The organism is Argonema galeatum A003/A1, assembly GCF_023333595.1.
In the GTDB taxonomy this organism is placed as follows: domain Bacteria; phylum Cyanobacteriota; class Cyanobacteriia; order Cyanobacteriales; family Aerosakkonemataceae; genus Argonema; species Argonema galeatum.
The window spans coordinates 1-23,452 of record NZ_JAIQZM010000009.1 but is presented as its reverse complement, the minus strand read 5'-3'; the positions used below and the strand labels follow the sequence as shown (position 1 = coordinate 23,452).

General features: G+C 45.5%; 23 protein-coding genes, 1 tRNA gene and 1 pseudogene. 10 read left to right on the top strand and 15 right to left on the bottom strand.

Features of this window, described 5'->3' with window-relative positions; all coding sequences use genetic code 11:
- Positions 1-775 (bottom strand): annotated as a pseudogene (locus LAY41_RS11640) (tetratricopeptide repeat protein); the annotation flags it as partial.
- A gap of 598 nt (positions 776-1,373) precedes the next feature.
- Here LAY41_RS11640 and psbZ point away from each other — a divergent pair.
- The 5 genes from psbZ to LAY41_RS11615 all read left to right on the top strand — a co-directional run bounded on the left by psbZ (position 1,374) and on the right by LAY41_RS11615 (position 4,423).
- Positions 1,374-1,562 (top strand): photosystem II reaction center protein PsbZ, encoded by a 189-nt coding sequence (gene psbZ, locus LAY41_RS11635; RefSeq protein ID WP_249069322.1) that lies wholly within the window; start codon positions 1,374-1,376, stop codon positions 1,560-1,562.
- A gap of 192 nt (positions 1,563-1,754) precedes the next feature.
- Positions 1,755-2,315, top strand: a complete 561-nt coding sequence (ribH, locus tag LAY41_RS11630) for a 6,7-dimethyl-8-ribityllumazine synthase (RefSeq protein ID WP_249097571.1) — start codon at positions 1,755-1,757, stop codon at positions 2,313-2,315.
- Between the two features lie 74 nt (positions 2,316-2,389).
- Positions 2,390-2,461: transfer RNA gene (locus tag LAY41_RS11625), tRNA-Gly, on the top strand.
- A gap of 281 nt (positions 2,462-2,742) precedes the next feature.
- Positions 2,743-3,150: a hypothetical protein gene (locus LAY41_RS11620; protein ID WP_249097569.1), complete on the top strand. Its 408-nt coding sequence runs from the start codon at positions 2,743-2,745 to the stop codon at positions 3,148-3,150.
- A 7-nt stretch (positions 3,151-3,157) separates the two neighbouring features.
- Positions 3,158-4,423, top strand: a complete 1,266-nt coding sequence (locus tag LAY41_RS11615; protein ID WP_249097567.1) for a glutamate-5-semialdehyde dehydrogenase — start codon at positions 3,158-3,160, stop codon at positions 4,421-4,423.
- An 84-nt stretch (positions 4,424-4,507) separates the two neighbouring features.
- On the opposite strand, the gene LAY41_RS11610 is transcribed toward LAY41_RS11615, so the two are convergent.
- Positions 4,508-5,323: an acyl-CoA desaturase gene (locus tag LAY41_RS11610; RefSeq protein ID WP_249097565.1), complete on the bottom strand. Its 816-nt coding sequence runs from the start codon at positions 5,321-5,323 to the stop codon at positions 4,508-4,510.
- Between the two features lie 80 nt (positions 5,324-5,403).
- Here LAY41_RS11610 and LAY41_RS11605 point away from each other — a divergent pair, with 80 nt between their 5' ends.
- Positions 5,404-6,642, top strand: a complete 1,239-nt coding sequence (locus tag LAY41_RS11605) for a methionine gamma-lyase family protein (protein ID WP_249097563.1) — start codon at positions 5,404-5,406, stop codon at positions 6,640-6,642.
- A 148-nt stretch (positions 6,643-6,790) separates the two neighbouring features.
- Here LAY41_RS11605 and LAY41_RS11600 read toward each other — a convergent pair whose 3' ends face one another.
- The 8 genes from LAY41_RS11600 to LAY41_RS11565 all read right to left on the bottom strand — a co-directional run bounded on the left by LAY41_RS11600 (position 6,791) and on the right by LAY41_RS11565 (position 14,091).
- Positions 6,791-7,066: a hypothetical protein gene (locus LAY41_RS11600; RefSeq protein WP_249097561.1), complete on the bottom strand. Its 276-nt coding sequence runs from the start codon at positions 7,064-7,066 to the stop codon at positions 6,791-6,793.
- 16 nt (positions 7,067-7,082) lie between these two features.
- Positions 7,083-7,433 (bottom strand): DUF6883 domain-containing protein, encoded by a 351-nt coding sequence (locus tag LAY41_RS11595; RefSeq protein WP_249097559.1) that lies wholly within the window; start codon positions 7,431-7,433, stop codon positions 7,083-7,085.
- A gap of 81 nt (positions 7,434-7,514) precedes the next feature.
- Positions 7,515-7,946, bottom strand: a complete 432-nt coding sequence (locus tag LAY41_RS11590) for a hypothetical protein (protein WP_249097557.1) — start codon at positions 7,944-7,946, stop codon at positions 7,515-7,517.
- A gap of 153 nt (positions 7,947-8,099) precedes the next feature.
- Positions 8,100-9,731, bottom strand: a complete 1,632-nt coding sequence (locus tag LAY41_RS11585; RefSeq protein ID WP_249097554.1) for a pentapeptide repeat-containing protein — start codon at positions 9,729-9,731, stop codon at positions 8,100-8,102.
- A 250-nt stretch (positions 9,732-9,981) separates the two neighbouring features.
- Positions 9,982-10,350: a DUF5615 family PIN-like protein gene (locus tag LAY41_RS11580; protein WP_249097553.1), complete on the bottom strand. Its 369-nt coding sequence runs from the start codon at positions 10,348-10,350 to the stop codon at positions 9,982-9,984.
- Complete coding sequence (locus tag LAY41_RS11575; RefSeq protein WP_249097550.1) at positions 10,347-10,640, bottom strand: DUF433 domain-containing protein; 294 nt, start codon at positions 10,638-10,640, stop codon at positions 10,347-10,349. Before LAY41_RS11575 ends, LAY41_RS11580 begins: the two co-directional genes overlap by 4 nt.
- Before the next feature lie 149 nt (positions 10,641-10,789).
- Complete coding sequence (locus LAY41_RS11570; protein WP_249097548.1) at positions 10,790-11,371, bottom strand: single-stranded DNA-binding protein; 582 nt, start codon at positions 11,369-11,371, stop codon at positions 10,790-10,792.
- Positions 11,372-11,550: 179 nt separating this feature from the next.
- Positions 11,551-14,091, bottom strand: a complete 2,541-nt coding sequence (locus LAY41_RS11565) for a mannose-1-phosphate guanyltransferase (protein WP_249097546.1) — start codon at positions 14,089-14,091, stop codon at positions 11,551-11,553.
- A gap of 461 nt (positions 14,092-14,552) precedes the next feature.
- Between LAY41_RS11565 and LAY41_RS11560 the strand changes: the two genes are divergently transcribed.
- Entirely contained in the window at positions 14,553-14,741 is a 189-nt protein-coding gene (locus LAY41_RS11560; RefSeq protein WP_249097545.1) for a hypothetical protein, read from the top strand.
- Between the two features lie 23 nt (positions 14,742-14,764).
- Positions 14,765-15,640, top strand: coding sequence for a precorrin-6A reductase (gene cobK / locus LAY41_RS11555; RefSeq protein WP_249097543.1), 876 nt, complete (start codon positions 14,765-14,767; stop codon positions 15,638-15,640).
- A 303-nt stretch (positions 15,641-15,943) separates the two neighbouring features.
- Here the strand turns inward: cobK and LAY41_RS11550 are convergent, their stop codons facing one another.
- The 4 genes from LAY41_RS11550 to LAY41_RS11535 all read right to left on the bottom strand — a co-directional run bounded on the left by LAY41_RS11550 (position 15,944) and on the right by LAY41_RS11535 (position 19,703).
- Complete coding sequence (locus tag LAY41_RS11550) at positions 15,944-16,519, bottom strand: Uma2 family endonuclease (RefSeq protein WP_249097541.1); 576 nt, start codon at positions 16,517-16,519, stop codon at positions 15,944-15,946.
- 220 nt (positions 16,520-16,739) lie between these two features.
- A complete protein-coding gene (locus LAY41_RS11545) occupies positions 16,740-17,543 on the bottom strand; it encodes an SDR family oxidoreductase (protein WP_249097539.1) in 804 nt (267 codons plus the stop codon).
- Positions 17,544-17,800: 257 nt separating this feature from the next.
- On the bottom strand, positions 17,801-19,444 hold the full coding sequence (locus LAY41_RS11540) for a gamma-glutamyltransferase family protein (RefSeq protein WP_249097538.1): 1,644 nt from the start codon (positions 19,442-19,444) through the stop codon (positions 17,801-17,803).
- Positions 19,419-19,703 carry a small RNA NsiR4-regulated ssr1528 family protein gene (locus tag LAY41_RS11535; protein ID WP_249097535.1) on the bottom strand — a complete coding sequence of 95 codons (285 nt, stop codon included), beginning with the start codon at positions 19,701-19,703 and terminating at the stop codon, positions 19,419-19,421. The genes LAY41_RS11540 and LAY41_RS11535 overlap by 26 nt, the downstream gene beginning before the upstream one ends.
- 97 nt (positions 19,704-19,800) lie before the next feature.
- Between LAY41_RS11535 and uvsE the strand changes: the two genes are divergently transcribed.
- Both uvsE and LAY41_RS11525 read left to right on the top strand, forming a co-directional pair.
- Positions 19,801-20,844: a UV DNA damage repair endonuclease UvsE gene (gene uvsE, locus LAY41_RS11530; RefSeq protein WP_338022978.1), complete on the top strand. Its 1,044-nt coding sequence runs from the start codon at positions 19,801-19,803 to the stop codon at positions 20,842-20,844.
- A 240-nt stretch (positions 20,845-21,084) separates the two neighbouring features.
- Positions 21,085-22,803, top strand: coding sequence for an arylsulfatase (locus LAY41_RS11525; protein WP_249097533.1), 1,719 nt, complete (start codon positions 21,085-21,087; stop codon positions 22,801-22,803).
- Positions 22,804-23,018: 215 nt separating this feature from the next.
- Here the strand turns inward: LAY41_RS11525 and LAY41_RS11520 are convergent, their stop codons facing one another.
- Complete coding sequence (locus tag LAY41_RS11520) at positions 23,019-23,288, bottom strand: YciI family protein (RefSeq protein ID WP_249097530.1); 270 nt, start codon at positions 23,286-23,288, stop codon at positions 23,019-23,021.
- Positions 23,289-23,452 lie beyond the last annotated feature (164 nt).

Here is a 23,452-nt window from a genome sequence, read left to right as displayed (position 1 = left end):
TATCTTCTCTAATTCTGTCACTGTAGGCAATTCCCAGATTATTTTGGGTCGTTGCCCATTGTTGGGGAAAGGCTTCACGGGTGTAGACTTGGAGTGCGGCGGTGTATGATGCGATCGCTAGTTCGATATTATCTGCTCTATCTTCTCTAATTCTGTCACTGTAGGCAGCACCCAGATTATTTTGGGTTTGCGCCCATTTTTCGCTTCCCGTTTCCCGATGACTTAAAACTATTTGATAACCTGTAATCGCAATTTCAATATTATTCGCTCTTTTCCCCAGGGGAAAAGAGCGAATATGAATACTCAAATTTTCAATGATGGCGACAATTGACTCAACTGCTTCTGGATGTTCGGCAATTAAATTTTCAGCCACTTGCTGTAAAACCTCAGCAAACCGCGCATTGAGGAGATGTTGCCGTTGCGCTAACATCGGGTAAATTACCGTTACATCGCTATTGCTTTCTGCTTCTGCTTGCAATAATTCTAGGATAAAGTTTGCATACTCTTGGGGATTTTCCATCTCAGAGTTATCGTCATCTCCCTCATCATTCATCCCCAAAAATTCCCCTAGCTGACTGGCAAGATTTCGTAAGAAATCAGCCCCATTCTCGTTTCCTGAGTCTGCGAACTTTTCTGCTATTACCTCGCAAGCTTGCAGAAACCCGCCATCCAGCAATTCTGAATTAGCCTGTAAAATCTCCGGTTCTTCACCGTTGGGACAACTTAGCAGTTGTTGAATCAGATTCAGATAAGCTGGGAGACGACTTTCATCCATTGGGCTTGCACTCAGATAGCTAGGGGAAAGGGGCTAGGGAAGAGGGAAGAGTTGGAGTTAGGTACGTTGTTGCGCTTTAGCGCTCTTATGATAACTGGGATAAGAGCGCTAAAGCGCAACAACGTACCCAGAAAGCAAGTAAGTTCGCTCTTATGATAACTGGGATAAGATAAGAGCGCTAAAGCGCAACAACGTACCCAGAAAGCAAGTAAGTTCGCTCTTATGACAACTGGGATAAGATAAGAGCGCTAAAGCGCAACAACGTACCCAGAAAGCAAGTAACTAGCAACTTGAGTTACTAATTGAGTTTAACCTTACTTATCACATTTGCTCTGAGTATATTAACTCATTGACAAAAGTTATAAAGTAGGGTTTGGTTTTAAAGTTTTTAATTTAGACTTGATGAAATGGTATTGGAGTGCGCGATCGATCTGGTCAAAGGCGTGTCGCTCTCCTGATAAAATGCCTTAAGACGGTAGACCTTGTTACCGAAAAACGAGCTAAAGCTTTCGGGCTGGAAACTTGTGGATGTAAGCTATTCGCGGCTTTAGCTGCTGAGTGCGATCGAATAGAGTTGCTGTATTGGGAGAAGCGGAAAATGACAATCTTGTTTCAATTAGCTTTGTTTGCTTTAGTCGCCTTGTCTTTTGTTATGGTTGTAGGCGTCCCTGTTGCCTATGCCTCACCTCAGAACTGGGATCAATCCAAACGCTTACTGTGGTTGGGTTCCGGTGGCTGGGTTGTTTTGGTGCTTGTAGTCGGTGCGTTGAGTTATTTTGTGGTTTGAGCCAAGTTAATTGGTCAAGAGTCATTGGTCAAGAGTCATTAGACATCTCCTTTCAAAGAATGTAGAGACGTTGCATGCAACGTCTCTACACGGGTTCTAGGTAACGCACCTTTAATTTCTGGAGAGGTCTATTAGTAAAAGACTAATAACTAATGACTCTTGAGTAATGACTAATGACAAGGAAGTATTTAAATGGCAGTTTTTGAGGGAAATTTTACTCAGGCGGAATCTCTGCGATTTGCGATCGTGATCGGTCGATTCAACGACCTGGTGACGACGAAGCTTTTGGAGGGATGTCAAGATTGCCTGAAACGCCACGGCGTCGATACAGATCCTCACGGCACTCAGGTGGATTATATTTGGGTTCCGGGCAGTTTTGAGGTGCCTTTGGTGGCTCGTCAAATGGCAATGACCCAGCGTTATGATGCGGTGATTTGCCTGGGTGCGGTGATCCGAGGTCAAACTCCTCACTTTGATTATGTCGCTGCTGAAGTGTCCAAGGGAATCGCGGCGGCGGGATTTCAGACTGGAATTCCGGTAATTTTTGGCATAGTGACCACAGACACGATGCAGCAAGCCCTAGAACGGGCGGGAATTAAGAGCAATAAGGGCTGGGATTATGCGATGAACGCCCTGGAAATGGCGAATTTGATGCGTCAAATCAAGAGTAATGCCGATCTCCAGCCTTTACCTGCTTCCCTGAAAAGTGCGATCGCTCCCAGAGAGTCTGCCGGACTGGAAGGACTGAGCTAGGATATCCAAAATAATTGCCGTCCTATAGTTGACAGACAGGGATTATTTTGCGATAGTAAGAACAGTGAGTGGTTGCGGGTATAGCTCAGTGGTAGAGCGTCACCTTGCCAAGGTGAATGTCGCGCGTTCGAATCGCGTTACCCGCTTAGAGAGTATATTAGACATCTCCAAAAAAGAATGTAGAGACGTTGCATGCAACGTCTCTACAAGGGTTCTAGGTAACGCACCTTTAATTTCTGGAGAGGTCTATTAGAATAAAATCATCGGAAATCGCTTTGTTTTCGATAAGATAAGAGAAAGCGACGCCGGATGTCCTCTTCTATACCGTTTAAGCGGCTGTTGCTAAGGGAGGATGTGAAAGTTAATTGCGATCGTTAAAAATGTTCTCGATGTCCTTGGATAAACTCGGTTTGCGATAAGACCGCTTGTGCCATCTCCAAAATCCCAAAAGATAGATTTAAATACGGACTACCCTTGTCCTTGCGGACGAAAGGGTCGCTTGGTGCCGATCGTCCTGACAGAAGCCTTTGGCTGCAATCGCTGTCAGCAAATCTTTGTCGTGGAAAAAAGCGAATACGTAATCGAACTACTATCTTCAACCTATCCTTACAAAAAAGCTTGGGTGTGGACAGGTAGTCGGTGGCATCGGGCTCAAACAGGGTTGAAAGAACATTACTTGCCCGTAGCTTTTCTGTTTGGCGTGGTGTTGCCTGGTATCTGGCTGGTTTGGGTTTTAAACTTTTATACAGGCTCCTACAAACTCTTTTTGGCATTAGTGCCAGTTGTGCTACTGGTACTGGTAGCACTGATCCAGTGGTTAGCTTACAGGCGTTAGCTCAATTATGACCGCTGAACCGTTCGATCCTTCACCAGATTTGATTGCGACAGTTCGCCGCACCTATCAAGCCTCTTTCGACTTAGCCACTACCAAGGGAGTCGATCGCAGCCGTGCGGTTGTGGCAATGGCACAAGCGCTTAAACGCGCCTCAGACGAGATCTTGGAAGCAAATACTCTCGATCTTTTGGCGAGTCGAGAGATGGCGGTGCCAGACATAATTTTAGATTGGCTGAAACTGACACCCGAACGCCTCCAGACGACGATCCAAATGCTGCAACGGTTAGGAGAATTGTCCGACCCTCTGCGGCGGGTGATGAATGCTTCCTATCAACTAGAACAATCCCAGACTTACTGCCAGTTGATGCCTTTGGGGGCGATCGCTTTGGTGTATGAGGCGTTTCCGGGATTGGGGGCGCTGACGGCGGGTTTGTGTATCAAAACAGGGAATAGTTTGATTCTGCGGGGCGGAACTGAAGCGAGTCATTCTAATGCTGCGATCGCAACTGCTTTGCAGTCAGCCTTGGAAGAGACTGGGATGCCTATAGGATCTCTGGAACTGCTACCATCCGATCGGGGGAGTTCCCTGCGAGATTTGATAACTCAAGATCGATACGTCAATTTAGTGATTCCCTACGGTCGCCCCAGTCTAGTGCAGCAAGTGGTACGGCAGTCAACTGCGCCTGTCTTAAAATCGGGGATGGGCAACTGTTACCTTTTTTGGGCCCCTTCTGGCAGTTTGGAATTAGCTCGCTGGATGATTTTAGATAGCCATCAGAGCGAACCAGATCCGGTGAATGCGATCGAGAAAGTTCTCATCCACAGCAATCAAAAGCCCTCTTCTTTGGTCACGCTTTGGAACAGCTTGAAGGAAAAGGGCTTTAAAATTCGAGCAGATGCCCAGTTAATGGCTGAGTTTCCAGATTTGAAGCTGGCTAACGAGTCGGAGTGGGGGGAACCTTATTTAACCAAGACGGTGGCTTTTAAAGTGGTGAATAGCCTGGAAGAAGCGATCGCCTGGATTAACCAATACAGCAGCGGTCACGCTGATAGTATTGTCACGGAATCTTATCAGGAAAGTCGTCAGTTTGCCTTGGGCGTGAATAGCGCCTCGACTTACATCAATGCCAGCCCTAGATTTTCTCGCAATCCCTCAAGAAGCGAAGGCATTTTTCTGGGTATGTCTAACCAAAAAGGGCATCGGCGGGGGTTGATTAGTATGGAAAGCTTGACAACGCTTAAGCATATTGTTCAAGGAAATGGACGATTTTAATAGGTAGGGAATTTCCGATGACATTTCAGATTTTAAATTTCAAATTTGAAATCTAAAATTGGAAATTGGAAATTCCCTAATTACCTACTTTTGCTGCGCTAGTTTTACATTGGTGGCCAGACCAAGGGTTTGTAATAATTGAATAGTCATCCATGTCATGTCAATTTCCCACCACTTCAAACCGTGACGAGCAGAATATTGAAAGGCATGGTGATTGTTGTGCCAACCTTCACCGTAGACTAGCACCGCTACCCACCAGCAGTTGGTGGATCGATCGCCAGACTCATAAGTGCGATAGCCAAATTTATGCGTGGCGCTGTTGACTAGCCAAGTGCAGTGGTATACCGCAACTAAACGCACGAAGATTCCCCACAGTACAAAAGGCCAGCCTCCCAGCAGATAAAGCACTACCCCCAGAAGAATTTGGAGCGGGAGAAAATACTTTTGTAAAAACTGATAAACTGGATCTTCTGCAATGTCTTTCGTGAAACGAGGAATTTCTTTTGTTTGCGGTAGCTGATAAAGCATCCAGCTTAAATGACTCCACAAAAATCCTTGATTGGAGTCATGTGGATCGCCTTCACTATCCGAGTGCAAATGATGCAGGCGGTGCATACCCACCCAATCAATTGTCCCGCCTTGCATGGCTAAGGTACCGAAGAAAACTAGGAGATATTCTAGCCACTTGGGAGTCTCAAAACTGCGGTGGGTGACTAGGCGATGATAGCCCAGGGTGATGCCCAAACCACCCGTCACCCAGTGCAGAAAAACAGCTAAGCCTACAGCGGCCCAGCTAAAGTTGCCGGGAAGGAAGGCGAAGATGGCAGCGGTGTGAATCGCAACCATGAAAAGGATCACAACCCAATGGGGGCGAAGTTTGGTCGAGGTGGCAAGCGTCATGCAGTAACCTTAATACGAATTGTGCAGCCCAATCTGCGGAACCCTAAAATCCGCATAGCTATATCGTGAATGAGGAATTAATGAACAGCCTTCAACAGCTGCTGGAAGCAGAACAGGCACTATTTTCGATTTTTTCTCGTATTGACGCTAAGGTCAAGCAAAATCTCAAACGAGTGCTGGAAGCGTTTCGGCGTCATCGGGTAGGGGCTCATCATTTTGCCGGTGTTTCCGGTTATGGGCACGACGATTTGGGACGCGAGACGTTGGATAAGGTGTTTGCCGATGTTATGGGTGCTGAAGCTGCGGTAGTGCGGGTGCAGTTTGTTTCTGGCACTCACGCGATCGCAACTGCCCTGTTTGGCGTCCTGCGTCCCGGAGATGAAATGTTGGCTGTCGTGGGTTCCCCCTACGACACGCTCGAAGAAGTCATCGGCTTGCGCGGTCATGGGCATGGTTCTCTAATCGATTTTGGCATCAAATATCGGGAATTACCTCTGACTGGCGAAGGAACTGTGGACTGGGAAGCCCTCTCTCAAACGATAGGGGATAATACGCGCCTCGTGTTAATCCAGCGTTCCTGCGGTTACTCTTGGCGTCCCAGTCTCTCGATCGCCGATATTGAGAAAATAGTTTACATTGTCAAGCAGCAAAATCCCGACATAGTGTGCTTTGTGGATAATTGCTATGGGGAATTTATCGAAGAGAGGGAACCCACCCATGTCGGTGCAGACTTGATTGCTGGGTCGTTGATTAAAAATCCCGGCGGGACTGTCGTTGCTGCGGGTGGGTACGTTGCTGGTAGGGCAGATTTGGTGGAAGCGGCAGCTTGTCGCCTGACGGCACCAGGAATTGGCAGTGCTGGTGGTGCTACATTCGATCAGAATCGTTTGCTGTTTCAAGGTTTGTTTTTGGCACCGCAAATGGTAGGGGAGGCGATGAAGGGCAATCACCTGACGGCTTATGTGTTCGACAAGTTGGGTTATCCGGTGAATCCTTTGCCTTTGGCACCCCGGCGGGATGTCATTCAAGCTATTAAGCTGGGTTCGCCTGAGAAGCTGATCGCTTTTTGTCGGGTCGTTCAGCAGCATTCGCCGATCGATTCTTATGTGGAACCCGTTCCTTGGGATATGCCGGGTTATGAGAGTCAGGTGGTGATGGCTGGCGGTACGTTTATCGAGGGCAGTACTTTGGAGTTTTCGGCTGATGGGCCCTTGCGTGAACCATACGTGGTATTTTGTCAAGGGGGAACGCATTGGACTCATGTTGCTCTAGCACTTGAAGCGTTGATTGATGCGATCGGGCCTGCGCCGGGGTATTGACATTTTGGGCAAAGTATGTATTTAGCAGAAACCCGGTTTCGCAGAAGTTACCGGGTTTCTGGCGTGGGTGCGATCGGGCTTTATTTGATTGAAAAAGGGCGATCGCTACGCCCGCTGCTTCGTTAACGACATTTTTTGACATTCGCCTTCAATTAATTAAAACTGTTTGTGGACTCGCTTCGCCTAACTCTACAGGAGTTACTACTGTTGTAAATTGTGTGGGATTAAGAATGACATTTTCATACTCAAATCCGCCTACCAACTTGTCGTTAGGAATAGCTAGATCGACTGCATATAATTCGGGATTTTCGTAACATTCGACGATCGAGCCTGACGTGCCTTTGGGAATAATGCGATCGCGATGGTCAAAATCGGCATTAATATCAACTAACGTTTGAATGGTGTCGTAAAGTTGGGCTTTCATTCTTGATATCCTATAATTATCGGTCTACTTCTAACCAGTTTGTAATTAGTCTAGGTATATCTTTTCCTACATCTATTTGCCAGCTGGTGACAAGCGTTCCTTCTTGGCCATTTAGTCCTGTAATTCTGACTCGCACCTTAAATCTTAGCCCGTGAACTGTCGGTTCGCCGGGAATAGATGGTACATTAATCAAACCTTGACGCAACTGTTGAATCAAGTTTTCAGTAGCCCGGTTACGCCCTTCAGGTGTTTCTACATCATACCCTAACTGGGCAAAAGCCTGCCATTTCCCTTTATTGTCGGGATGATTTGGGTTGAGAGAGTATTCGCTAAATTTACGGGGGTCAATTTCCGGTTCTATTGTCATCAAATAATCATATAATTTCTCGACCTTGTTTAATCATATTACTTCAATTGCTTTCATCTTTTTTACCTTAATTATAGGTTTTCAACCTTCTATTTGCCAACCTTCCAAAGCTGCTACCAAAATATTTACTAATGGATGGTCGATTAACTCTTTAAAAGCTTCAATTCCACCAGATTTGATCGCACCAATTACCCGTTCTCTCAAACTTGGGTCGCCTTCAATCTGCTTAAGGGCTTCTTCTACCACTACCATTTTTTCCGATGGAGTGTTAGTGGGGTTACTCTCAGACAGTTGTTGTAGAAGTTGCTGAATCTCAGCTGCTGCTTCAGCTAGATTTTGTTGTGTGGCGTAGTTGTGTTGCGTACCTACTTGAGTGCCGTAGTTTGTGCCGACATTACTACCAGTTACTTTGGCATCTTGCAAATTGTATTCGTTGGTTTCTGACATAAATTTACTCTCCGATGTTGATTTAGCTTCATTTATAACATTAACAGGTCTTTCTGCAAGAGTCATAGTAAGTTTTCTTAACCAAGCTATGTCATCATTACATTTTTGAATTTCCCTGTTTTTAGCTTTCAGTTCTGATTCTAATGCTTTGATTCTTTCTTCATACCTTCGTTTAATTTCATTAATATCTTCTTAATTCGGCATAAGCTAGATAGCAATTCATTCTTGCTTAGCCTCCTGATTGGGATTAATCACAATTGGAGTTCTAGCTAATTTTTCAGTTAGTTCTCTTAGGTAGTCTACTTCTGATTTGTATTTTTCTTCGGCGGCTTCGAGCGCCAGTATATACCTTTGAGTAAATTCACTATGGATCTTCTCCTTGTTTGCATCGGCAGGAAGATTTACCCTGATGACGACAACTCCATCACCTCTATTTTCAATACTCTGGATAGAGAGTTCGATACCGTCATTTGTAAATTGTACTTTTACTTTTTGGAAGGCTAAAACAAAAGCTTTCCAGTCAACGCCTTTGTTAAAAATTAAGTCAACCGTCGTCAAAACTTCGTAAAACAGCTTCGTAAATTCTCCGGGTTTAAATTCACCACTGCTGGGGCGACGTTCCCTGTCGTCTGTTCCCAGTTTGGGATCTTCTAGAAGATAAATAAATCGACAATCGATATCATTTAGTTTGGTGTTACTTTGTATATGCCAAGCTTCTAGACAAGTACCTGTCATTTGAGCGCCAGTAAAATCAGTACCAATTGCTTGAGTGAGAGTCAAGTTGGCCCATTCTAAATTAGCTCCCTCGAAAGTCGCTTCGCTGATATCGGCTTCTTTAAAATTGACATATCTGAGGTCTGCACCTATTAAGTTAGCTCCTTTAAGATTAGCTCCAATATAGGATTTATTGCGGCCATTCCTGGTCACAAGTAAATCTCTAATTTGTGGGTAAGCTAATATGGTTCCATCCATTCTAGCTAAGTTAAGATTATATGAAGCAGAAAAATTTGTGCGAGTCAAATTTGCTCTTATGAACTCTGTGTATTTGAGTGTTGAATGAGTAAAATTAGCATCAGTTAAATCACTTTTCCGAAAGCTAGTACCACCCGTATTAGCAAAGAAAAGACTTATTTGGCGAATCAAAGCAAACTTATTATTACCAACTAAAGCGAACCAGCCAATGTAAGCACTTAGTCCAACCACTAAAACTGCCAATGGAACTGCCACTGTTGCTGCTACTGCTGTTGTATTTGATGTGGTGATTGCTACTGAAATTGCTACTGTTAGTGCCACTAACCCTGCTGCTATTATTGCTCTCGTTCCTGCCACTGCCCCGGACACTGCTGTTGCTAATGCTCCCACCCCTAATGCTGCTACTGCTGCTGCCACTGATGCTGCCCCTGCTGCTGCCACGACTAATGTAACTGCTAATGATGTTGCTGCTGCCGCTGTTAATGTCATTGCCAATGCCGCTATCAATACTGCTGCTGCTACAGTCAAACCTTGTCGGATGGGAACGATAAAAAAGGTTCCTAACAAAATTATCACCATTAGACCGGGAACGATAGTGTATAAGCTTATGGTTGCAGGCATGAACAAAAATGCAAACCATAAACCACTAACTGAAGCAACAAGTCCTGATGATGCTGATAGAAATAATGAAAATATTACCAGAGCAATTGCCCAGCCGCGTTGCAGTCCCGCTTTGGCATAGCTAAAGTTGGCACCCGTAAGGATAGCATTGGTGAAGTTAGCCCCTCGTATATCTGCGTGGGAAAAATTTGCACCCGTAAGGTCTTGACCTTTGAAATTGCGTCCTCGGAGATTTTGACCGGAGAAGTCTTGGGGCATATTCAGCGCCCAGAGGAAGGCAGGTAACAACTATTTCAGTTTGGCAGAAAGATTTGGCGATAACAACATATTTTGCACCTGTGCTGAAAGCCCGCCAGGGGTTCAAACCCCTGGCTAATAGCGAAAGTCCACTAAAGTGGACTAAAGAAGTTTTTTTAGTCCACTTTAGTGGACTTCAGCTATTAGCCTTTGACTTGAGTCAAAGGCGAGGTTTCTTTTCGTAACAATAAACCGGGTTTTTGATATTTCATTACTCTCTAACATAAGCACCCAAAAACACTAATTGATTTATCATTTCCTCTGCTGACTTGGTAGAAATCAATCTTTGAATTCCTCGCAACTGTTCGCCAACGGCATAACTTTGTCGTTCGGCAATGATAATTCCTGTATGAACTCTATCTTCTTCCATGTAGGTTTTATGCAACCGACAAAAATCTCCCACATTAAAGGTATAAATTACCCGTTGTTGCTCGGTTGCCCAAATTAACTGTTCCGAATCTATCTGTCCGAGATTATTGGCGTCTGCGGTAGTCACTAAATCTACACCAGCATTTTGCAAAGCTTGCACTAACGCTCCCCTGAGCGTATCTTCATCCAAATACAAACGAATTTGACTCATTTGTGCTGACTCGCAATGTATTCTCCTTCCAAGCGTTCATACTCGGCTTTTTCTGCTGCCAAATATGTTTCTATCTCTTCTGTATTAGCGTGATAATAGGTCAATGCTGCATGAACCTGAGCTAAATTGATAAAGCCATATTCTCCAACAATTTCTGTTGGAGTCAGTCCTTGTTTGGATAAAACAGCTATTTGCTCGACAGAAATTCTAGTTCCAGCAATTCTGGGACGCCCGCCGCAGGTTTCTGGTGTACTAACAATTAGAGTTCCGATGTCAACGGTAGTAGTCATATTTACCTCTTGGGGTTAGCTCATATTTTTATGTTACTGCGATCGCCAAGGTGGGCAATGCCCACCATACATCAACTCCTGGCCCTTAGAAACCCGGTTTCTCCAAGAAACCGGGTTTCTGGGTGTTCAGTTTATTTACGACCACCTACTTAAAAGGGAATATCATCCACATCTGGCGGATTTGCAGACATTGGTTGATTCTGATATGGGGTTGTCTTCACATTCGGCATTACTTCTTGATATTCTTCCTCATCATCTACTGGCGAAATAGTAGCGACGTTGGTGGTACTGTTAGAAACCGGCGGAACGCTTGCTGTAGCAACGGGTGAACGATAAGACTCAGAAGCTACAGAATTAGCGGTATTTCTAGCAGGAGTTGATGCGTTGGAGACAACTTTTTGGCTGGTTACAGCAGGTTGAAAATTATCTCCCAGGTAATGAATTCTTTGTGCGGTCAATTCGGCACGTTTTTCTTTGAAGCCTTCGGGTTTGCGTTCTACATTGATCATACCCAGACGACCTTCAATTACGACCTGTGTGCCTTTGTGACAGCGTTCGTGGATTTCCTGAGCCAGATTCCTCCATCCCACTACTTTGAGGGTATTGGGTGGATCTTCTTCTCGTTGGGCTGGAAACTGCACGAGCATTTCAGCGACAGGTATTTGCTCATCCGAGGTATAGCGCAGTTGCGGGTCTTGAATCACTTCTGCCATCACAATGAAGGTATTCATAAATAGTTGTTGAGTTTGGCGAGTTGAGGTTTGAGTTATAGAGATCTAACTTGAAGGTTTCAAGCTTTCTCACTATTTCTATTTTACGCTAATTGCGGTATTAGTCATTAGTCATTAGTAGTTTTTCTGAAGTGAGTATTTTGTTACCAATGACCGATGACCAATGACCAAGCTTAAAACTATTTAAATTCTTGCACTCCCTGCTCTCGGTCAACAAAGTTTTGGACACGGGCGCGGTATTCCCTCAAAGTGTCATCCACCCATTCGCGATCGCTGCTGTTGGCGAAAATATGCACCAACGGTTCTCCGGCATCGGGTAAAATTAAGACCCAACTGTCATTGAATCGATTGTAAATCTTTACGCCATCAATTAACTCTAAACTATCAGCTGGATGGGTTTCTACCAAATGGCGCATCAAAGCTCCTTTCACTGTCCAAGGGCAACGAACTGAGCAGGTTTTGTGTGCAACGCGGGGTATGGATTCGCGAATGGAGCCGAGATTTCGCTCCTGGATAGTTAGCATCTCAATCAGTTTGGCAATGCAGAACATTGCATCAAATCCCGGATGCAATTGCGGGAAAATAAAACCCATTTCTCCAGAGCCGCCCAGCACCACATTAGGATGACTCTGACTCGCTTCCATTAAAGCGCTGGGATTAGCTTTGGTGCGAATAACTCTGCCATCGTGGCGACGAGCAATTTGTTCAACAGCGCTGGACGCATGAACGGGCACCACCACTGCGCTTCTGGGATTAGCCGTAAGCATCATATCCACCATCAAAGCGGTTAACATTTCGCCTCGAATTGGCATCCCAGCTTCATCTACCAAAATCATTTGTTCTCCGTTTGCAGATACCTGGACGCCAAAGGTAGCTTTGAGCGCTTCCACAACATGACCGAGTTGATGCAGCAAAGCTTCTCGTTCTGTTGTAGATACTCCTGTTTGATTGAGGCTGGCATTTAGCACTACGGCATCGCAACCAAACTTAGCTAATAGTTGGGGCAGCACAGCTCCTGAGACGGCATAAACATAGTCAATTACCACTTTGGAATTGCTATAACGAAGGGCTTCTATGTTGAGATGTTTCTCAAAGCTGGTGCTGTAAATATCCATGACTTGGCTGGGATAAGCCATATTGCCAATCTCGTCAATTTGGGCTCGCCGCAAGTCTTCTTTGAAATAAGCTCCCTCAATTTTTTTCTCTTGGGCTTTAGAGATATTGATGCCTTTGAAATCCAAAAATTCAATCAAAATATGATCGGCTCGGTCTGGATGTATCCGTATATGAATGCCACCCGCAACTGAGATGGTAGGAATAACTGTGCGGGCAATGGGAATTGATGTTGCTTCTAGGTTCTGAATATTGATTCCGACTGACATCATACCGGCAATTAAGGAACGGGAAACCATGCGGGAGATGCTCCGCTGGTCGCGGGAGACGGCGACTTGGGAACCGGGTTTTAAGGTGGAGCCGTAAGCTGCTCCTAATTTGACTGCAAATTCGGGGGTGATATCGATGTTAGCCAATCCAGAGACGCCCCGCTGGCCGAACAAATTACGGTGGGCGGTTTGACCCCAAATTAAGTTGATGTTTAAGGTTGCACCGGATTCAATTTGTTTGCTGGGCCAAACGCGGACGCCAGGGCCGATCTGGCTTTCTTCTCCTACGGTGGATAGGGAACCGACGACGGCTGCTTCCAAGACGTGGGCGCGGCGGTCTACTCTGGTGCCTCTGCCGATCGTGCAGGCGCTTAGATGCGCTTCTTCGCCGATAATGGCTCCATTCCAGATGATTGGGCGTTTGAGGTTCGCGTCAGCGCCAATGGTAACGTTGTCGCCAATGATGGTTCCAGCTTCGATTTGCACTCGCGGCCCAATGCGGCAGTTGTGGCCGATCATGGCGGGGGCTTCTATTTGGGCGGTGGGGTCGATGAAAGTATTTTGGCCGATCCAAATTTGGTTATTTCTGGCTCCCGCAGACCTTTCTTCGTAGGCAAAGTCGAGTTTTACTTTGCGGTAGAGGCCATCATATTGGGCTTCGCGATAAGCGTCGAGATGGCCGACATCGCACCAGTAGCCCTCGGCAATGTAGCCATACATCGGGATCTCTTTGTCTAGCAGTAGGGGAAAAAGGTCTTTGGAAAAGTCGCTTTCTTGTCCTGCTGGCAGATAATCTAGGACTTCTGGTTCCAAGATATAAGTGCCGGTGTTGACGGTATCGGAGAAAATTTCGCTGGTGGAGGGTTTTTCTAAAAAGCGGCGGATGCGGTCTTCTTCATCGGTGATGACGACGCCAAATTCGATCGGATTGGGAACGCGGGTCAAAATTATAGTGGCTTTTGACTGTCGGCGCTTGTGAAAATGTATGGCGGCGCTAAGGTCGAAGTCGGTGATACTGTCGCCGCTAATAACTAAAAAGGTTCTATCTAAGAGTTCGGCAATATTTTTGACGCAGCCTGCTGTACCCAAGGGCTGGTCTTCTTCGACAGCATAGGTCATCTGCACGCCAAAGTCACTGCCGTCGTGGAAGTAGTCGCGAATGGCGTCAGGTAAGTAGTGCAGAGTGGCAATTACTTCTGTGATGTGATGCCGTTTGAGTAAATTGATAATATGTTCTGCGATCGGTCGATTCAGGATCGGCACCATTGGTTTTGGGAGATCGCAAGTCAGCGGTCTTAGCCTAGTTCCAGATCCGCCAGCCATCAGCACTGCCCGCATAATTACTCCTGTTTGCTCTCTTGTAGGGTCGTCACGAATTCTTGGCGTTCGGCTTCTCTCGTGGTCGCAGCGATCGTAAAAATGCCTGTTCTGGCGTCTGTATAATTGCTGCTATCCCTCCTTAATATTAAAGATTTGATAGCGACTAGGGATTGGGGGCTGGAAAAGTCAAAAGTCAGAAGTCAAAAGTTAAAAGTCAATCATAAGGATTCTTTTCCCTAACCCCTAGCCCTAGCCCGACGCGGGATATAGGGTGGGGGATTTAGCGAAGTAAGTTTGCCGCAACAGGACTTACGCAAAAACCAAGGTTTTTGCCCCCCGACCCCCCAAATCTGGGGTGAGAAGAGTCTTCCCCCAAATTTGGGGGGCTAGGGGGGCGATTAAGTAAGTTTGCAGCAAGACAAGAACTGCCTGAGCGCCCATAATTGAAATTAAGTGGGTATCCGCTGGAAGGAGATTTTATGGTTAAGTTAGTTGTCATAGCATTGCTGGTGGCTTACGTAGGGGGCGTCTGGAAGTTCTGGACTGGGTTTGAGAGGACGAATTTCAACCGCAATTTGCCTACTAGACTTTCTATGTCGGTGTTGTGGCCTGTTTTGCTGGTTAATAGGTCGTTTCGTAAGAACTTTACTAAAGTTCTCAAGGGTTAACATCTTATTGGCAGAGTGGGCTGTTGCAGTACCAAGCAGAATCTAGTGGGCGATTGTGGCTGATCGGTGGAACGACCGAAAGTTCACAACTGGCGGCTGCTCTAGCGCAAGCCCAGCTGCCTTGTACGATTTCTGTGGCTACGGAAACCGCGCGATCGCTCTATCCCGATGTGCCTCTGTTGCGTGTCTGGGTGGGGCGTATGGACGCGGCTCAAATTGGGCAATTTTTGCAAGAACAGAAAATTGTGGCGGTTCTGGACGCTTCTCACCCTTATGCAGTGGAGATTTCCGAGAATGCGATCGCCGCTTCTACCCAATTGCAAATTCCTTACTTGCGCTACGAACGTCCGCGCCTGGAGCGGGGCAGAGGGGCAGAGGGGCAGAGGGGCAGAGGGGCAGAGGAGCAGAGGAGCAGAGGGGCAGAGGGGCAGAGGGGCAGAGGAGATTTATCAATCCAAAATCCTAAAATTATTCACTTAGATAGTTTTGCTACTCTTGTGGCTGGGGAATATCTGGAAGGACACCGAGTGCTGTTGACTGTGGGATATAAAGCTTTGCCTCTGTTTCGTCCTTGGCAAGAGCGATCGACTTTATTTGCTAGGGTTTTACCTGCTAGTATTTCGATAGAAGCAGCTATAACGGCTGGGTTTACACCCGATCGATTATGTGCTATGCGTCCCCCCATTTCAGCCGATTTGGAAAAGGCTTTATGGCGTCACTGGCAAATTTCGATGGTAGTAACTAAAGCTTCTGGTGCTAGTGGTGGGGAGGATATTAAGCGAACATTGGCAGATGAATTAGGAGTATCTTTGGTGGTAATTGAGCCGCCAGTGGTTGAGTATCCACAAGTTACTAGCGATTTGTCAGAAGCGATCGAGTTTTGTCTGAAATATAGTTGAAGGTTATATCGTTTGGATTTATTTCTGCTACTTATGAACACTCTCTGGTGTAGGGGCAATTCATGAATTGCCCCTACATCTGTAGCAAACATTTAGGTAATCCATATTATATAATGTCCTGTAGCATCGATTGCTTAAAAAAATCACTCTCTTATCTGCGTTTATCTGCGTTTATCTGTCTACCCTACGGGAAGGCGAAGCGCCTACATCTGCGGTAAAATTTTAACCCCCGATGACAACAGATAATTTCCCATATCACTATTACACTAACGATGCAATCGGACACGATATTACTCATTCATCTCAAAAAGATATCGAGCTTAAAGGTCGCAACATTTCCCCAACAGTAATGATAACGTTAGGAAACGCCAAAGGTGAAACGCTCCCACTATCTGATAAAATCAACTCACTTTGATAACCATTCTGACTCGGTTCTCGAAATATATGCAGTTGCCGATTATTAACATCCAATACCCAATAATCCGCAATCCCCGACCTCGCGTAAATACCTGCTTTGAATTCGAGATCTCGACTGAGAGTTGTATCTGAAACCTCAATAATCAGATAAACTTCTGAAGGATTTGGATGATGGTCTTCATAATACATCTGATCTGGAATAACAAGAGCAATATCTGGTTCTGGTTCAGAGTAATCATCTAACTGAACTGGATCTTGTAAACGTATCAAAACCAGATCTCCTAAAAGATTCCTTAGCAAGTTTTCAGTCCGTGTAACTGCTGCGCTATGAGCTGTTCCTTTTGCTGCCATTTTGATTATCTGTCCTGCTAGTAATTCAACTCGTTCATCTGGGTTAAAAATACCAGCTTCAGCCATAAAATGATATTCTTTAGCTGTGAAAAGGCGAACATCTAAAAGCATCGTTGTCTCCTTGATTTCAAGTTTGAGATTTAAGATGGCAGATGAAAAAGTTATTTCTATCTTTCATTTTAAATCTTATACCAAATCCGGGTTAATTACCCCCTTATTTTTTAGTCCGCGTAGGCGGACTTCGTTTGTGTAGCCCCACTATGAGAGGGTGAGGGTTAAAAAGGGGGTGATAGAAACGGATTTATTATTAAATCTGCAATCTGCAATTATTCTACTTCACGTTTTGACTCATAACCCACTGCATCAAACCGGGAAATAACCGATAAGCTTCTGTTGCCAAAAATGTAGGCCCAACTACCACTTCAGACCGCTTATTTTGAACTGCATCCCAAATCGCATTGGCAATATCTTCTGGTTTACTCACCCAAGATGATTCAAGCAACTTACTCATCTGCTGACGACGCGCCTCAGTTTCCGATTCATCCCCTCCGCGAAACATAGCGCGTTCCATAAAATTACTGTTAATCACTCCAGGATGAACCGCACAGACTTGGATACCTTTGGGAAATAATTCCAAACGCAAAGATTCAGTTAACCCAGTTATTGCATATTTACTAGCACAATAGGCGGTCATTTGTGGCAGAGGCATTTTTCCACCAATAGAACCGACATTAATAATAGTTCCAGTATTTCGCTCTAAGAAATGGGGTAAAATAGCTTGAATGGCGTACACATATCCCCAGAAATTGGTATCCATAATCTTCTGCCAATCACTCAGAGAAGTTTTCTCCATTGGCGCAGTCAGACAAATGCCTGCGTTGTTAATCAAAATATCGATATTTCCGAAAGTTTGCAGCGCTTTATTTACCAGGGTTTGTACTTGCTGAAAATCTCCCATATCGGTAGAAATAGCTAAAGCAGAACGACCGAGGGATTGTATTTCCTGCGCTACAGTTTCTAATCTATCTGGTTGACGTGCTGCTAGAACAACATCGTAACCATTACGCGCAAATAAGAGTGCTGTTGCTTTGCCACTTCCTTGAGAAGCACCAGTGATGAGAACAGTTTTAGCCATAATATCATGTCCTTACGCATCGGTTACCTAAAAAATTCCTGTGCCTATTCTTATCCGCGTTAATCTGCGTTAATCTGCCTACATCTGCGGTAAAATTTTAACCAACGATAACAACAGACAATTTGACGATATCACTCATGTACTAACAATGCAACCGGACACGATATAATTTTGGATTTTAAAGATTTTTAACCACAGATGAACACAGATAATTTTAATTTTCTTTCACTGTGTGTGATGATTGTTTGGATGGAATATTAGTATGCTAACGCGATTCCATCAGCGCGTGGTTCGGAAGCTGCAAAAAAAACTTTCTCTGGCCGCAAAATAATCTGACCTTTACCAAATAATCCCACATCTTTACTCACGCGAATTTCATGTCCTCGTTCCATAAGTTCTTGCGCTATATTTTGAGAAACTGCCTCCTCTAAAAGTACTGTTTTTCCAGATACAAAATGCCATCTGGGAGCATCTAATGCTGCTTGGGGATTCATCCCATAATCTACCATATTTACTATTACTTGCAGATGTCCTTGGGGTTGCATTTGCCCTCCCATGACGCCAAATGGCCCTAACGGTTTGCCATCTTTGGTGATAAATCCAGGGATAATTGTATGAAAAGGACGTTTTCCCCCTGCTATTTGGTTGGGATGTCCTGACTCTAAGGTGAAACCCACTCCTCGGTTATGCAGTGCAATTCCAGTGTTGGGAACGAGTATTCCACTACCAAAACCCATAAAGTTAGATTGGATGAAAGAAACCATCAATTCGCCATCTGCTGCTGCTAGATAGACGGTTCCACCTTTGGGTATACCATGTTCGGCAAGAGGAATAACATTGTCGCTAATTAGATTTCTACGTTCGGCTGCATAATCTTTATTTAAAAGATGTTCAACTGGCATTTCCATAAAGCGGGAGTCGGCAATATAACGATGGGTGTCGGCAAATGCCAGCTTCATCGCTTCGATTTGTAGATGATAGCTTTCGATTGATTCGCGGGGATATTTGGCAATATCAAAACCTTCTAATATATTGAGAGCCATTAAAGCGGCTATGCCTTGTCCGTTGGGGGGAATTTCCCAAACTGTTAAATCGCGATAATCTGTGCAAATTGGCTCTACCCATTCTGGTTGATGTGTGGTAAAATCATCTATTGTTAGGAAACCACCAGTATCGGCAGCGAAGTTAGCAATTTGTTGGGCGATTTCTCCTTGATAAAAACTTTCGCCGCGAGTGGATGCGATCGCTCTCAGCGTCCTCCCATGCAGCTCGCTTCGCCAAACTTCCCCCGCCTCTGGTGCTAAGTTTCCAGGGAAAAATACCTCTTTAAAAGGCTGAAACTCAGGACGAGTGAGGGGTAAATATATTCTTTCGGCTCTTTTCCAAGCTTGTGCCGTTACTGGCGATACGGGGAAACCTTCTTCAGCATAGCGAATTGCTGGGGCAAATAACTGCTCAAAAGGTAACTTTCCCCAACGTTCCCACAACTTTCGCCAAGCGGAAACTGCACCGGGAACAGTTACAGGCAACCATCCGGTTTCAGGCACATTATTCATTCCGGTAAATGCTTCTTGGGGAAGAGATTGGGGGCTTTTCCCAGAAGCATTTAAACCGTGCAATTTCCCATCCCAAACTAAGGCAAAAGCGTCGCCACCAATGCCGTTGGAGGTGGGTTCGACTACGGTAAGTGCGATCGCCATTGCCACCGCCGCATCTACCGCATTTCCCCCAGACATGAGCATTTCCATGCCTGCCAAAGTAGCTAGGGGTTGACTTGTCGCCACTGCACCCCGCTGTCCCATCATCACCCGCCGTCCTGAAGGATAGGGGTAGTTCAGAAGAGATGAGGGAAGGAGGGCGAAGTTGCTTCCCTGATTACTTTCCGCTATAATAGAAGGCAATTTCTTTCTCTTTGAGAGGGGCAAAGTCGGCGTCTATTAGCATTTGGTTGAGTTCTGACTGGGAAATGTGCTTAGCGCCAATGCGAACAATGCGCGATCGCATCGTATTCGATACACCGCTTCTTTGCCGTCCTGCTTCTAGTCCCATCACCTTTGTGTAAAGTTCGAGTTTGGCAAGGGGAATGGGGGAACCGTCAAAGTCCAATCCTTGGGCTATAGCTTGATCGATCGCATCTGCGCCTGTAGTTTCGGAAGCCATTGCAACATCAAAAAGAGATAACTAAGTTATTCTACCAGGATGGGCAAATCTGTATTTCGACTGATGCTGACTTTCAGCCAAAAAACAAAAATTAACGGTGAGAGAACCGATCGACTACCGAGGCGTAACTGTAATAGAAACAGATAACGGACAGGTGCGGCGCTTCCGTACTTATTACCACTCTGTTGCTTTTTTACCAGAAGGCGCAAAAATAATGAACTCAACGACAATCAGCAAACAATCCCCTGTCAGTACTGTGCCGCAGTTAGGATTAGTCTGCATTACGACATCCGACAAGGTACGCTACCGTGCTTTGACACGCAAGCGGTTGTTGCAACTAGCACCCGGAGAACAGGTGCGGGTACTGCGGGAATTGTATGCTGACAACCTGATCCGGCTGAATGCTGCGATCGCATTTTGCAACTTCCATAACATAAGCCTGTATCGCGTCACCTCTGCGCTTTTCCCTTTTGCCGATGAACCTGTTGGCGAAGGAGTACTAAGTGAATTTACGGAAAAGTTGCAACACACAGGCTCTAGCGCTAAAGAACTTGATATCCGTATCGTAATTCACCCAGATCAATTTGTGGTCTTGAGTTCCGATAAACCCGAAGTAATCGAAAACAGTATTAAGATACTCAGCACCCACGCCCGGATTTTCGATCTGCTGGGGTTGGCCCGATCGCCCTGGGCGATTATGGAAATACATGGTGGAAAGAGCGATCGCGCCGAACGTCTTATTAATGTTATCCGCAATTTACCGGAAGCAATTCGCTCCAGATTAGCATTAGAAAACGACGAATACGCCTACAGCGCCTCAGAAATTCTCGAAATTTGTCGCGCCACAGGCGTCCCGATGGTATTTGACGCTCACCACCATATTATTCAGGAAAAACTCGATAGTTACGATCATCCTAGCGTTGCCGAAATGTTAGCAGAAGCACGCACAACTTGGCCGCATCCTGAATGGCAACTCGTCCATATTTCCAATGGATGCGAATCTTTTAACGACCCGCACCACAGCGACTTGATTGCAGTAATGCCAAGTGCCTACCGCAACGCTCCTTGGATAGAAGTTGAGGCTAAGCTGAAAGAGCAAGCTATTGAGAAATTACGGCTGGAGTGGCTTGCTCAATTTTAAGCTGAAAACTCGCTCGGCTGAATGGTGCGATCGCTTTTGGCGATCGCATCCGTATAAGATCGTAAAGGGAAATATTTGCCAATTATAGGAATATAAATCTTCCTTTTGGTATACACTTGTTGATTATACTTCACACAATCAGAGACAGTGCTTTTCTGGCCCAAACTGTAAAAGCACTGTCTGCGATCGGACTGAGTATAGTTTCGGTGTGTATTCCCAACTGAAAGAGATTTATAGATTGTGAAGCAACAATTTCAAAGATTTGTCTTCGTAGCAAGTTGCACAGCCCTTACCGTTATCGGCATTTCAACTTGGAAAAAAAGCTCAGAAGCCATAACCAGCAATGCAGGAACCAAGCGCCCCAATATTGTGTTCTTGATAGCCGATGACCTGGGGTATGCCGATCTACCCATGTATGGAGGTGAAGTTCCAACCCCGAATATAGAAGCTTTGGCCAAATCGGGGATGATGTTAACTAACTTCCATACCGCACCAACCTGTTCGCCCAGCCGTGCGATGTTAATCAGCGGGGTAGACAACCACGAAAATGGGTTAGCTACTATGGACGGATTACAATCCCAGGCTCAGAAAGGTCAGCCCGGATACGAAGGGTATCTCAACAACCGAGTTGTCCCCCTACCCCAACTCTTGAAAGAGGCGGGCTACCACACCTATATGGTAGGTAAGTGGCATTTGGGGGAAGAGCCAGGATATCGTCCTTCCGAACGAGGCTTTGAGCAATCCTTTGCGCTGATGCAAGGTGGGGGCAGTCACTTTAATCTCGTGGGAGAGGAACCAAATGCCACATCGATATTTTTCGATAATGGTAAACGAGTCACCTCTTTGCCAGCTAACCACTACTCTTCCCGGACTTATACCGACAAAGCGATTGAATACATCAATAAAAATCGCGGCGACGGCAAACCATTCTTTGTTTACACTTCCTACCAAGCGGTTCACGCCCCCTTACACGCGCCTGACGAATACATCCAAAAGTATATGGGCAAGTATGACATGGGCTGGGATAAGTTGCGGGAACAACGCTTCAATCGCCAGAAGCAGCTGGGGTTAATTCCCGACTACGTATCGTTGCCACCCAGATGGCCAATGGTGCCCGCCTGGGATAGTTTGTCCCCGGAGGAAAGGCGCTTTAATTCTAAAAAAATGGCAATCTATGGGGGGATGCTAAACGCTCTAGACGATAACATAGGCAGACTGGTTACCCACTTAAAACAGATTGGTGAATATGACAATACAGTCTTCGTCTTTCTGTCGGACAATGGTGGTTCTGGTCTAGACTTTGTAAACGCAACAAATGGCAAAGAATCTCCTTCTCCTGAGTTCCAGGAATGGTTTAAGAAGGTAGGAATGAACAACAGCTATGAGAATATAGGAAGAGTTAACTCCTACGTTTCTCTAGGTATAAATTGGGCGCAACCATCAACAACACCTTTACTATGGAGTAAGGCAAGACACTCTGAAGGCGGGGTTCGCGTACCAGCATTCATTTCATATCCTGGTGGTGGCGTGATGTCGGGACGCAAAAGTGATGCCTTTACCCGCGAAGTAGACATTGTGCCCACCGTGCTAAATTACGCAGGGGTGAATCCTCCGGGAAATACTTACCAAGGTCGTCCCGTTGTTCCCTTGGAAGGCCGTTCTCTACGTCCTTTCCTAGAAGGCAAATCAGCGCAGGTATATGGTCAGACCGATCCGATTGTACAAGAAGTTTTCGGCACTAGCAACAAGTTTGTGGTTTTAGGAGACTGGAAAATTCTTCAACTAAATCAACCCTGGGGGGATAATACCTGGAAACTTTATAATCTTCGGATAGACCCCAGAGAATTGAACGATCTGTCGCAAGTTTATCCAGATCAGTTGAAAAAGATGGTGGCCATATACGATCGGTACGCAAAAGATATGCGAATCGTACCAGGCGATCCTGAATCTGGATACTAGCTGGTCAAATATGCGGTCGTAGGGGCACGGCGTCATCAATATGTCGGTTATACCAAGATTTTAATTATGCCGTGCCCCTACAATCATGTTCATTTATGGAACATTAGTCAATTATGCTGTAGGGGCACGGCATAAATAAACTGAACACTCAGAAACCGGGTTTCTAAGGGCGCGGCAGTTTTACGTTTAATTATGCCCACCTACTTATAATATTTTCAAATTCCTTGAATCCACTCCCGCACTTCGTATTCCGTCCAGATGCCGTTTTGCCAATATGGATCGGCTTCAATCAACTGGCGGACGGTAGCTTCGTCTGGTGCTTCGTAAATACCGAAGACTTTGGTCAAATCCTTGGTGGGGCCGATCGTAATCAGGACACCAGATTGTTTTTGGACGGCAAGTCCATCTAAATGAGCTTGGCGGTAAGGTGCTCGTTTTTCTAGGACATCCTCGCAATAACTTCCCCACAACACATACTTAGGCATAGGCCGATTTTGGATGAAAGGATTTTAGATTTTGGATTTTAGATTTTGGATTTTGGATTATACCAAATCCGCTTGCCTAGACGACTAATACCAAATCCGCAACGATTACCCCCTTTATGTCTCTAGGCTGTAGAGACGTTTCATGAAACGTCTCTACAATGTTT